Origin of the sequence: Alkalicoccus saliphilus (assembly GCF_003044065.1) — a bacterium.
Classification (GTDB): domain Bacteria; phylum Bacillota; class Bacilli; order Bacillales; family Salisediminibacteriaceae; genus Alkalicoccus; species Alkalicoccus saliphilus.
In genome coordinates, this window is sequence record NZ_PZJJ01000052.1 from 1 (window position 1) to 12,182 (window position 12,182).

The 12,182-nt window shown below is 45.9% G+C and carries 11 protein-coding genes; 6 read left to right on the forward strand and 5 right to left on the reverse strand.

All coding sequences use genetic code 11. The features are described 5' to 3' along the window. Positions 1 to 289: 289 nt before the first annotated feature. Complete coding sequence (locus tag C6Y45_RS16500; RefSeq protein WP_107586324.1) at positions 290 to 1,822, reverse strand: AbgT family transporter; 1,533 nt, start codon at positions 1,820 to 1,822, stop codon at positions 290 to 292. Positions 1,823 to 2,098: 276 nt separating this feature from the next. On the opposite strand from C6Y45_RS16500, the gene C6Y45_RS16505 reads away from it, so the two are divergent. Beyond that, a complete protein-coding gene (locus C6Y45_RS16505; RefSeq protein ID WP_107586325.1) occupies positions 2,099 to 2,938 on the forward strand; it encodes a hypothetical protein in 840 nt (279 codons plus the stop codon). 150 nt (positions 2,939 to 3,088) lie between these two features. Here C6Y45_RS16505 and C6Y45_RS16510 read toward each other — a convergent pair whose 3' ends face one another. From C6Y45_RS16510 to htpG, 3 genes are all read right to left on the reverse strand, one after another. After that, positions 3,089 to 3,652 carry a YusW family protein gene (locus C6Y45_RS16510; RefSeq protein ID WP_107586326.1) on the reverse strand — a complete coding sequence of 188 codons (564 nt, stop codon included), beginning with the start codon at positions 3,650 to 3,652 and terminating at the stop codon, positions 3,089 to 3,091. Positions 3,653 to 3,906: 254 nt separating this feature from the next. Further along, positions 3,907 to 4,566, reverse strand: coding sequence for a YusW family protein (locus C6Y45_RS16515; protein ID WP_107586327.1), 660 nt, complete (start codon positions 4,564 to 4,566; stop codon positions 3,907 to 3,909). 335 nt (positions 4,567 to 4,901) lie between these two features. Next, on the reverse strand, positions 4,902 to 6,782 hold the full coding sequence (gene htpG / locus C6Y45_RS16520) for a molecular chaperone HtpG (RefSeq protein WP_107586328.1): 1,881 nt from the start codon (positions 6,780 to 6,782) through the stop codon (positions 4,902 to 4,904). 465 nt (positions 6,783 to 7,247) lie between these two features. On the opposite strand from htpG, the gene C6Y45_RS17730 reads away from it, so the two are divergent. Together C6Y45_RS17730 and C6Y45_RS16530 are read left to right on the forward strand one after the other, a co-directional pair. Further along, positions 7,248 to 7,385, forward strand: a complete 138-nt coding sequence (locus C6Y45_RS17730) for a hypothetical protein (protein WP_160058470.1) — start codon at positions 7,248 to 7,250, stop codon at positions 7,383 to 7,385. 436 nt (positions 7,386 to 7,821) lie between these two features. Then, entirely contained in the window at positions 7,822 to 8,712 is an 891-nt protein-coding gene (locus tag C6Y45_RS16530; RefSeq protein WP_107586330.1) for an ROK family protein, read from the forward strand. 187 nt (positions 8,713 to 8,899) lie between these two features. Here the strand turns inward: C6Y45_RS16530 and C6Y45_RS16535 are convergent, their stop codons facing one another. Further along, a complete protein-coding gene (locus C6Y45_RS16535; protein ID WP_107586331.1) occupies positions 8,900 to 9,196 on the reverse strand; it encodes a hypothetical protein in 297 nt (98 codons plus the stop codon). A 558-nt stretch (positions 9,197 to 9,754) separates the two neighbouring features. On the opposite strand from C6Y45_RS16535, the gene C6Y45_RS16540 reads away from it, so the two are divergent. The 3 genes from C6Y45_RS16540 (at position 9,755) to C6Y45_RS16550 (ending at position 11,785) form a co-directional block, all read left to right on the forward strand. Beyond that, complete coding sequence (locus C6Y45_RS16540; protein ID WP_107586332.1) at positions 9,755 to 10,810, forward strand: M42 family metallopeptidase; 1,056 nt, start codon at positions 9,755 to 9,757, stop codon at positions 10,808 to 10,810. A gap of 135 nt (positions 10,811 to 10,945) precedes the next feature. Continuing rightward, complete coding sequence (locus C6Y45_RS16545; RefSeq protein WP_107586333.1) at positions 10,946 to 11,146, forward strand: hypothetical protein; 201 nt, start codon at positions 10,946 to 10,948, stop codon at positions 11,144 to 11,146. 33 nt (positions 11,147 to 11,179) lie between these two features. Next, positions 11,180 to 11,785 carry a GAF domain-containing protein gene (locus tag C6Y45_RS16550; protein ID WP_281260625.1) on the forward strand — a complete coding sequence of 202 codons (606 nt, stop codon included), beginning with the start codon at positions 11,180 to 11,182 and terminating at the stop codon, positions 11,783 to 11,785. Positions 11,786 to 12,182 lie beyond the last annotated feature (397 nt).

Consider the following 12,182-nt stretch of genomic DNA (forward strand, 5'->3'; position numbering starts at 1 on the left):
CGCGACATATTTCCGGAACACCTTGTCGTAATGTTTCTTCTCCTTCTCCATCCACTCGTCCTCCTCCGGTTGCTTTCGTTAGCTGTATTCTATCACTTTGATGTGTCTACTTTTTATACTAACTTCATATTCCTGCGAAAGTTGGTAGAATTCCTGGGTAAGATGGTAGAAATCCCCGGCTGCCTTACCTCCAAAGCCTCTCTTCACGAAAAAAACATTAAAAAAAGGTTCAGGATACATGCCCTGAACCTTATTTGGCCGTAATACCTGCTGTTTCGTGCGGGGAGATTTACGGATTGTACTGGATCGGAGAACCTGGCCCGAGATCGATACCGAGCGTCATCCAGATGATGAGCATAATTGTCCAGGCGACGGTAAAGATAATGGAATAAGGGAACATAACAGATATGAGTGTTCCGATACCCATTTTCTTATCGTACTTCTGGGCAAAAGCGATAATGATCGCAAAATAAGTCATCAGTGGCGTGATGATGTTTGTTGTGGAGTCGGCAATCCGGTAGGCCATCTGCGTCATTTCCGGCGAATAGCCGAGCTGCATCATAATTGGAACGAATACCGGGGCCATCATCGCCCATTTGGCGGAGGCACTTCCGATAAACAGGTTGATGAAGCCGGCAACGAGAATAAATCCGAGTATGAGCGGAATGCCTGTCAGGTTCATCGCTTCGAGTGCTTCTGCACCGTACACGCCGAGTACAAGGCCCATGTTGGATTCAGCGAAATAGGCGACAAACTGGCCGGCGGTAAAGGCAAGAACGATAAACATTCCCATTGCTGCCATCGTGTCGGTCAGATGATTCGCCACGTCTTTGTCGTTACGGATGTTGCGTGTAGCAATACCATAGGCAATACCAGGCAGGAAGAACATAATCGTAATGATCGGAACGAGCGAGTCCATAAACGGCGACTGGATAATGCCTCCGTCGTCTGCACGGAGCGGTCCGTTTTCCGGGACAATTGTAAGGGCAAACAGTACGGCTCCAGTAAGGAACGCCATACCCGCCCAAAGAAGTCCTTTTTTCTCTGTGGAATCAAGGCCGTTAAGCTCTTCACGGTACTCTCCTTTGTATTCTCCAAGGCGCGGCTCAACGATACGCTCTGTCACCCAGGCACCTACAATGGTAAGTACGAAGACCGAGGCGACGATAAAGTAATAGTTCATCGCAATGTTCATGCCTTCTGCATAGGCAGGATCAATAATGGAAGCAGCAGAAATAGTCAGCTCCCCGAGCATTGGATCTGTTGCCGATAGAAACAGGTTGGCGCTGAACCCGGCAGAAACACCGGCAAATGCTGCGGCAAGTCCTGCCAGTGGATGTCGGCCGAGAGCGGCAAAGATCACAGCTCCAAGCGGAGGCAGAACAACATAGCCGGCGTCAGAAGCAACACTGGACATAATACCAGCAAATACAAGACCACCGGTAATAAGTACTTTAGGTACAGACAGCACGAACCCGCGCAGGCAGGCGCTGATCAGTCCGGTACGTTCTGCGATGCCAATTCCAAGCATTGTAGCAAGCACCACGCCGAGCGGGGCGAATCCGATGAAGTTATCCACCATGCTTGTAAGTATGTACTGCAGGCCTTCCGCATTCATCAGGTTGGTGACACTCACCATTTCTCCTTCTTCCCCGGGATGTTCCACACTGATTCCGAGGTTCGCGACGATAGCAGACGCGACGATAACGAGCAGTGCAAGAATAGCAAAAATCGTAACAGGATGGGGGAGTTTATTTCCGGTGTATTCTACACCATCGAGAAACTTTTGAAACCATCCTTTGCGTTTTTGTTCAACAGCCAAAGTAATTCCCTCTCTTCATCACGTTCATAAATAAAAAACAACATTCTGAAAATTTCGGAAATGTTTGTTATTATGAACCGTATTTTAGTTCCTCTAACAGTATAAAGGGAGGTAAACTAAATTTGAATACAACTGAAAAAAGTAGAAATAATGACACATTTCAGGTAATTGGCACGAATAAGCGGTGCGGGAAGGTGTGTCAGCTTTTTAGAGATGATGACTAAGGTGAATAAATGATAAAATAAAATAAAAGCGCTTTAGAAGGGAGGGAAGCAGATGGAGCTGTGCGGAAAGATACAGGAAGACGGGACGAAGTGTACGAACGCGGCCGGGGCAAAAACAAAGCATGTAGGCTTCGGATACTGCTATGAGCATGACCATACGCCGGAAGCGGAAGCTCAGCGTGAGAAAATAAAAAAGCTGCTGGAACAGCACGATGCCGCTGAGCTGGAAGAACTGCTTGTTTCGGAAGAGGCACACCCGGACATATCGGTCGGTGGATTTCCTACCGTACTTCTTTATGCTATTTATTTAGAGGACGCTCCTGCAGTCGATGTACTGCTCCGTCACGGGGCCGATCAGCGTATCATCAGGCGCCGGGATTACAGCCAGAATGATATCATCCGTCTTGTCCAGCAGGGGAAGTCCGGGAAACTGCTGGAATATGCAGATCTCACCGAAGAGGAAACGGAGTTTTTTAACGCTTCCTCCAGCCACCGGGCACTTATGTGGTGGCAGCAGTACGGGATGAGAATGGCTCTCGGCGGAGCGGCCGTGCTTATTATCAGCTACGTTACGGGACTCTGGGAACAGATCGGCACGCTGTTGACGATTGCAGGTGCTGCCTGGGGAGTATATTTATTCGTTATGAAAAAGAAATACACTGTGCTTCCGGATTACAGAGGTCCGGTCTGGGTGTTTATTGCCGGAGGATTTTTCATTTTGTTTTCCGGTGCGTGGGAAGGGATGCAGGATGCGCTTTATACAGCAGTGTTTCTGCTGCTTCTCGGAAATACTGTTTTGTGGATTAACTCTATCATACGAAAAGATGATTCCCGCCGGAAGCGGGGAATCATTACCGGTATCCTGTTCGTTCTGACTGTTTTTCTTATATAATACGCTGAAGCGCTGTTGAGAATGGGAGAACATTTCTGAGGGAAGCCGCTGACGCTTCTTATTCAACACGGAAGTGCTTTAAAAGAGCCATATAATAAAAAAAGGCTGGCCCATTAGTCGACGGGACAGCCTTTAGAAAATGGCGTAATATTAATCACCGCTTAAGTCGTCATCCAGGTTGTTCGTATCGATCCCGTCCTCCTGGGATTCTTCTCCGCCGTCGTCCCCATGTTCCCATACCCAGTCCGTTACGTTTTCCTGTACTGGAAAGTCGATGGAGAGACGGTAAAATGCTACATCATCCTGATTGAAATCAAAAGTTTCCATGATTCCATAAGTTATTTCTTCCTGGCTGCTTGCGGCATCGATATAGAAAGTACGCAGATAATTCTCCATCTCTTCCACTGCTTCTTCGTCCTCGAGTTCAAGGTCAGTACCGGTAACGGAAGCATCCGGCATTTCGCCTTCTTCTCCGGGATTATAAGTAAACACCCACTCGCTTTCGTCCATCAGCACAACATCAAGGTTAAAATATTCTATGTCCTGGTTAAAGACGCTTTCCGCATCCTGGTCCGCTTTTTCTTCGTACTCGACGTTATTTTCAGCCATGTTCACGTCGGGTTCTTCTCTAACTTCCTCTGTGCTGTTCTCATTGTTATTGCCGCACGCTGTAAGAATGAGGAGGGCAGCAGCAGGTACTGCAGATTTTTTCATTTTGCTTCCCTTCTTCCTGTTGGTTCTTTGTATGAAAAAAATACCCTCTCTTTCTATGCGTTAAACAAGGGCTGTATGCTATCGCATAAGTAACTTGAAGCATCCGGCAGAAGGTTTTCAGCTTCGTTTTTTCATTCTTTCCAGCGATAAGTCATCTGCTTATATAATAGAGCGCTTCTTTCAACAGTGGAAAGCCCGCAAATGCCGGAAGCATCTGCGGGCTGGGGTGGAAATGATATCGAAGCAGAAAGGTATTATCCGTTATTTTCTGTGTCGTTGTTCATTTCTGCATTGTTTTCCGCTCCATTTTCTTCCTCTTCATCCCAGCTCCATTCAACCGCATTGTCCTGTTCTGGGAAATCAATTGTCAGGTCATAGCTGGAGATATCTTCTTCACTGAAATCAAACGTGTCGGCGATTTCAGAGAGAATTTCCTGCTCATCGCTTGCAGCATCAATATTGAAGTCGGAGAGATAAGCTTCCATTTCTTCAGCGCCTTCTTCCCCTTCAAGGTCAAGATCATCTCCGGAAATGGCAGCGTCCGGCTGCTCATCTTCATTTTCTGCCGGTGTGTACGAGAAGTTCCACTCTGTATCGTCAACAAGCGTAACGTCCAGATTGAAATCCTGAACATCCTGGTCAAGAACAGCTTCTGTTTCTTCCTCTTCATTCATTTCTTCATTGTCAGTGTTCATACCGTTATCATTATCGGCATTCAGGTCATCTGTTTCCTCATTATTTTCTTCATTGTCTTCTGCAAGATTTACATCCGGTTCTTCATTTACTTCTTCATTCTGGTTGTTTTCGCCTGCCGGGTTGTTTCCGGTGTTATTTCCTTCGTCGGCACCGTTACCGCACGCTGCTAGTGCCAGTACGGCTGCTGTTGTCGTAATACTTATTGTAAATTTTTTCATAATTTATCCCTCTTTCGTAAAAATTGTAGGTACGGGGGAAAAATACCCGGTTATGGAAGGAATTAAACAAAAAAGAGAAATTTTATATAGGTATTTTAACAACAGGGGGAGTGTGTAAGTGTAAAAAAATTATTGAGAGACATCTATTTCAAGAGGACACTTTTTAAACCAGCGGCTGTGTTCAAGCATTCGTTGCTGGCTGCGGAGGACGGGTTTATAATTCATAGTGCCATTTTTCATCTGAAAAATTCCTGCAATGAACTAAAAAAGGGGCGGGGAGGCTGCTTTTCGTTGAGTGGACGAAAACAGCCTCCCCGCAGGTTGAGCAGCTGGATTTATTTCATTATACGGCACACATCATTTGTAAATGCTACCGGATCTTCCACCGGAAGTCCTTCAATCAGACGGGCCTGATTATAAAGAAGGTTTGTGTACAGCTCGAGAGTTGCTTCATCATTATCCGCATAAGCTTTTTTGAGGGCATTGAATACTTCATGCTGATGGTTGATCTCAAGCACTTTATCAGCTTCGACGCCCTGGTTCTGAGGCATCTGTGCAAGGATTTTTTCCATTTCGATGGTCACTTCGCCTTCTGCTGTTAGGCAGACCGGGTGCGACTTGAGACGCTTGGAGAGGCGGACTTCTTTCACTTTGCTGCCAAGCAGTCCTTTCATACGGTCAAACAGCTCTTTGTGCTCGCTTGCTGTTTCTTCACTTTCTTTCTTTTCTTCTTCTGTTTCCAGGTCGAGGTCTCCGCTGGATACCGATTTAAATTCTTTTCCGTCATATTCCTGCATCATTTTAATCGCAAATTCATCGACTTCTTCTGTGAAATAAAGAATTTCATAGCCTTTGTCCTTCACAAGTTCCGCCTGAGGCAGCTTTTCGATGCGGTCAATGGAGTCGCCGGAGGCATAATAAATATACTTCTGATCTTCCGGCATGCGTTCAATATATTCAGCTAGGCTGACGAGTTTTTTCTCCGCAGAAGAATGGAAAAGAAGCAAATCTTTCAAATCCTCTTTATGCTGACCGAAATCATTGTAGACACCGAATTTCAGCTGGCGGCCGAACGAAGTATAAAACTTTTCATAATTTTCCCGGTCGTTTTTCAGCATGCTCTGCAGTTCTTTTTTAACTTTGCTTTTAATATTTTTAGCGATCAACTTCAGCTGACGGTCATGCTGGAGCATTTCCCGGGAAATGTTCAGGGAAAGATCTTCTGAATCGACCATGCCTTTCACGAAGCTGAAATAATCCGGGAGAAGATCCGGACATTTTTCCATGATCAGAACACCGCTTGAATAAAGTTCAAGCCCCTTTTCAAATTCACTGGAGTAGTAATCGAAAGGAGTCGTTTCCGGAATAAACAAAATGGAGCTGTAGCGGATCGTTCCGTCAACATTAATATGCACATGTTTAAGCGGCTGGTCGAAGCCGTAATGTTTTTCGTGGTAGAAATTACGGTAATCTTCGTCTGTAAGATCGGCTTTATTTTTGCGCCAGATCGGGACCATGCTGTTGATCGTCTGTTCTTCCTGTACCTCTTCGGTTTCCTCACTGTCTTCTTTCGGTTTTTGCACTGTTACGTTCATTAAAATAGGGTAGCGGATAAAATCCGAATATTTTTTAATAATCGTTTTCAGGCGATTTTCCTCTAAAAATTCGTCGTAGGAGTCTTCTTCGCCGTTATCCTTCAGGTGCACCGTAATCGTTGTTCCGGCTGCCTTTTTATCGGAAGGTTCAATTGTATAACCGTCCACACCATCCGATTCCCAGCGGAATGCCTGATCGGAATGGATAGATTTTGTTTCGACAGTAACGCGGTCCGCAGCCATAAAGGCGGAATAAAAACCGACGCCGAACTGACCGATAATATCATGCCCGTCTTTGACTTCGTTTTCTTTTTTAAAGGCGAGCGAGCCGCTCTCTGCGATCGTTCCGAGATTGCGCTCGAGTTCGTCTTCTGTCATGCCGATTCCTGTGTCTTCAATTGTGAGGGTGCGTGCAGTTTTATCGGAAGAAACGCGGATAAAGAAGTCATCCTGGTTGAAGGAAATGCTGTCATCTGTCAGCGCTTTGTAGTACATTTTATCAATAGCGTCGCTCGCATTGGAAATCAGTTCACGAACAAAAATTTCCTTCTGGGAGTAGATGGAGTTAACCATCATCTCGAGGAGTCGTTTGGATTCTGCTTTAAATTCTTTTTTTGTCATTATGTGCAGCCCCTTTGCTAATAATAGTGCGGTCTTTTAGCACTCGTGACAGCTGAGTGCTAATCCATTTATTATTTTACTAAATTTCATCCTCATGTCAATTCCTCACCTGTAAACAGATATTCATATATGAATATTTTTTTGCTGAATGGAGCAAAAAGGTCCATTTACGGATAGTATTGGGCGGACATAGGCGGAGAATGCAAATACATTAATCAAAAAGATGCATTATAATTCAGTTATATCGAATGAAAGAGGCTTATACGAAAACTGCAGCAGCAAGTTTTCAACCCCCTTGTAAGCCCTCTCTTATCCATTGTCCAACCCTATATGGGAAGCGGTCATGTCCAGGCCGCTCCCCCTTGACCATTTAAGCCGGCCCAGCTTGAATGGTCCTTTTTTTTGTGACTGCACAGCGGCAAAGAATTACATAAATATCCAAATGCTTTCTTTCAGGCTCTGTTAATGCTCCGAATTGTTTATGAAGGCTGCCTGCAGCTCTTTACACCTGCCGCGGAGAAAGTATGGGGCTGTCCCTTCCGTCCGGGAGGATCTGCGCGCTTCCGCAGGTGTCTCTGCCCGGGCATCGATTTTACAGCGTAAAGAGCAGTGTTTATGAAAAGCAGAATTTTTCTTTTTCTGTGAAAAAAACGAAGCGGAAACCGGTGGACGCCAGTGGAAGAAGGAGATTGGAAGGTCCCGCAGGGCGCAGCCCGAGGAAGCTGGAGATCTCCTCCACGGCAGGCCGGCTGGAAGCGAAGTGTTTCTCCTGGCATCAACAGCGAATTTGGTTCTTACGTACGTTTGGTGAAAATATGTTATATCTTACAAAAAAGCTGATTTAACCCAAAAAACCACTATCGTTTGAGCCCGCCCCACCAGCTTTTTAAGTAGAGTTTCCTTGCATAATCAAAAGCTGGAAAGCCAAGTTCCCTTTCTTCACGTAAGCACCGCGAATTTTATCATAGCTTTCGTGTAAGAAATATAAACAGGTGCTGGGTCTGACTTTGATATAATATCGGCAGAGGAGGCGGTGGTAATGACGAAACGAATCGGAATTGATATTGGTGGTACGTCGATAAAAGCGGCCTTGATTGAAGAAGGCAGAATAATAACTTCCCGTGAAAGGAAAACTCCGGAAACAGGAGACGAGGCGCTTGAAGTGATCGGTGGTATAACAGAAGGGTGGCTTGAAAAAAGTACGGGAGCTGTCGGTATCGCTGCCCCCGGCCCGCTTGATACAGAAGCAGGGATATTTTTAGATCCGCCGAACCTTCCGGGATGGCACGGCTTTCCTTTAAAAGAAAAATTGGAAAGTATGATTGGACGCGGGTGTCTCGTGGAGAATGACGCGAACGCAGCTGCGGCTGGAGAATTTACCGCAGGTGCCGGCAGATCGTGTCAAAGCCTTGTTTACATAACGATCAGTACAGGAGTCGGTGGAGGGATCATTGCAGGAGGCAGACTGCTTTCCGGTGCTTATTTTAATGCAGGGGAAATAGGAAATATGATCATTGCGGACGAAGGTCCGTACCAGAAAGGGATGAACCGGGGCTCCTGGGAATCACTCGCTTCCGGTACTGCTCTTGGAAAAGCAGCGGAGCTGGAGCTCGGTCTTGCCGGCGGAGCAGAGGAATTTTTCAAACTTGTAAAAAAAGCGGATAACGCGGCGGCTCAGCTGTACAGAAGGTGGTTGGAATATACGGCACGTGGAACGGCAAATATCATCCATACATTAAATCCGGAAGCAATTGTCTTCGGCGGGGGCGTTATGAAAGCTGCAGATGTTTTCTTTGAAGATCTTCACCAGGAAGTAAAAGGAAAGGTGTATGAGAGCCTGCGGGAAAAAGTGGATATCCGCCGTGCGGAGCTGGGAGCAATGGCGGGAGCAGCAGGAGCGGCTGCGCTGCAAACAATGGAAAGAATATAAAAGAGGCTGTCTCAAAAGATTCATTGAGACAGCCTGAAAAGCACGAGTGGAGCCGGACCGGGATTTATGTGACAGGGTTTGGTCCGTGCGAAGCCGTGCTCCACCCGTTATGGGACCTCCCCCAAGGTGGCCGGGGAGGATAAATACGTCCTGCCTGTATCAGGACATCAATTAAATACAGCCCGCATCAGGAAGTTTGACGCGGTTCCGGAATTGGGTCATTTTCCAGAATGCTGCGCAGTCGAGTACCGAGTCCAACACGACCGCCGAAGTTTTTGAGGAAAGGACTTACATACATGTGACTTTCTCTTCCTTCTTTCATACGGGGATCGTTTTCTGGGATCCACTCAAAGACGGGTTCTTCTCCATCACGCAGAAGTACGCCGGAATAATAAACATTTTGATCTGTGGTGGTTTTTTCAATATCCAGAATGACGAGAGTTCCATCGTAGAAGTCTCCTCTGAATGACCTTAATCTAGCCACTGGATTCATCCCTTTCCTGAACTGTTGTTCACTATACTTTATTCAGACTGCAGACAAGTTATTTTTGGGCCATCCGAAAACTGATGCCTTTTTGAACATATGGCTGAAGCCCGTTTACTGCAGAAACAATGCAGCGGATAATGTGTCTGCAGAATGCATCACAATTCTATTGTAACATTGAAACTTTACAGCAAAGTTAAAACACACGGCTAAAAGTATATATTTTGTGTAAAAGTGTGGGGGCTTTAGAGATGGCTTACAGCTTAAGACCTACATTTGTTCCGGGATAAACAAGTCTTTAGACAGGAATAAACCAGCTGCAGTACTTTTCGAAAAGATGCAGCCAGCCGGTCGATACTGTTTCTTTTCTATTATATCCCCAAATAAAAGAAAAAGGGTATAATATGCTTCTTTAAAGAAAGAATCTGCAAAATGTTTTTGAAGCAGCAGAAAAGAGCTTTACAATAGAAATAAGCTGTCGTAAGCGGCAGCTGTGGAGCAGCTCATTTTTCAGGCAGTTCCGCTTTACTGACTATTTATTATGAAGGAGAGATTTATTTGATTAGAAAAGATATACAGGAAGCGGTGGATTTAATTAAGGAACTCGTGGAAATTCCGAGCCCTTCCGGAAATACGAAACAAGTAATCCAATATGCTGACGAATTTTTCACAGAGCTTGGCGTAGAAACCATTAAAAACAGAAAAGGCAGTCTGACAGCCGTCATTCCCGGGAAGCAGGATGATCAGGAAAGAATGCTGACAGCCCACGTGGATACCCTCGGGGCAATGGTGAAAGAAGTTAAGCCGAACGGGCGTCTGAAAATTGATTTGATCGGGGGTTTCGGTTTTTCATCGGTGGAAGGGGAATACTGCCGGATTGAAACGTCGAAAGGGGAAATATTCCACGGAACTATTCTCATGAAGCAAACCTCTGTCCACGTCTATAAAGATGCTAAAACAGCAGAAAGAAACATGGATAACATGGAAATACGCATTGACGAAAAAGTGGCTTCGGCAGAGGAAGTGAAGGCACTCGGTATCAACACAGGCGATTTTGTTTCGTTTGATCCGCGTGTGCAGCAGTTTGAAAACGGCTATTTAAAATCCAGACATCTGGATGATAAAGCGAGCGTCGGACTGCTCATGAGACTCGTAAAGGAAATTGTTGAAGAAAACATGGAGCTGCCCTATACAACGCGCTTTTTAATTTCCAACAATGAAGAAATCGGCTACGGAGGTAATTCAGGCATCCCGCCGGAAACGGTGGAATATGTGGCAGTCGATATGGGGGCTATGGGAGACGGCCAGGAAACGGATGAACATACGGTATCCATCTGCGCTAAAGATGCGAGCGGTCCGTATCATGCCGGCCTGAGGAAAAACCTTGTGCGTCTGGCAGAGCGTGAAAATATTGGATATAAAGTAGATATGTACCCTTACTACGGATCGGATGCGTCGGCCGCGATCCGGGCCGGGCATGATATTATCCACGGCCTGATCGGGCCCGGTATTGACTCGTCCCATGCCTTCGAACGAACGCATGCCGAGTCACTGGAAGCGACGTACGATCTGCTGAAAGCTTACGTGACGAGTCCAATGATCGAAGTCTATTAACGATTTCGCACTCCAGCTCCTCCCGCAAGCGTGAAATTCTCCATAAAACAGAAAAATGTGTTAATCTTACTGAAGGACAGAGTAATACCACAGTATTAAAATAGAAATACTCTGTTGTAAGGAGGAACAACAAGCATGTCATTGTATGATGGATCTTATCAGGAGCTGCGTGAGGCCGCGGTGTCTGTGCTGCACCGGCTGAGCGATTTATTGAATATAAATACTGTCTATATTGCTGAAAAAGTCAAAGACAGCGTAAAAATTGCCCACGTTTATAATCATGAGCGCGAGCTTGTGGAAGCAGGCTATCAGACTTCCTACGAAGATTCGTACTGACAGTATATTGAAGCAAACGGCCGTGAGCCGTTTATTGTCGAAGACCTGCAGACGAATGATCTGACAAAAAATATGGAAGTAACAAAAGCACTGCAGGCAGGCACGCTGCTCGGTGTACCTATCCTCGTTCAGAGCGGTGAAAATTACGGGACGCTCTGCGCACTGGATGATACTTCCCGTTCGTTTACAGATGAAGAAATGAAACTTTTCAGCATGATGGGAAAACTGCTCGGATATGTTATCGATGTAGATATCGAAAGGTATAAAACCCAGACAGCGAACGTCCCGCTCGTCCCGCTAGGTAAAGGCGTAGTAATCCTTCCTTTAACGGGAAGCGTGAGCGAAAAACGCGCAGAAGCGATTCTCGAGCGCGTGCTCGCCTATTCCACCGACGAATCACCCGACTACATGATTATTGATGTGTCCGGACTTATTGAACGGGAAGAAGCGATGACTGAAAAGCTGCTTTACGTAGTGAACTGTTTGGAACTTGTCGGCACAACGGCAGTTATCATCGGCGTGCGCCCGGACCAGGCATTAACGCTTCACGCCAGTCAGATGATGTCCAACGAAGTAATTATTAAACCGTCGATGCCGGAAGCACTGCATTCTATCGGCCTGAAGCTCGACTGGCGGTAGGAAATAAAGGTACGATTTTCATGCAAAAAGGCATCCTTCAGGGTGCCTTTTTTGCGTGAACGACTGTTTTCCGGCATAAAAAAGTCGGTACCGGTCTTCTCCTCTCCCGGAATGAAGACTTATACGCAGAAGTGGATTACTTTGGTGAAAGGTTATGTAAAGGTGTTTATCAGGAGTTGGGTGGTAGAAAAACGGGGAAATTTGGTAGAAATCCAGTGGTATATGGTATAATAATCCTTATTTGGAAGAAATAAAGTATCGTTTGGTAGAATTTGTGGTTCTGTCAATAAAGTAGACAAAAGTCTATCAACTTTTTTCCCTCGCTCCGCCTTTTTTTCCTACTCCTGCAGGCCTTCGTGCCATCAGCCGGCCTGCGCCCTGATAGAAGGGGCTATCT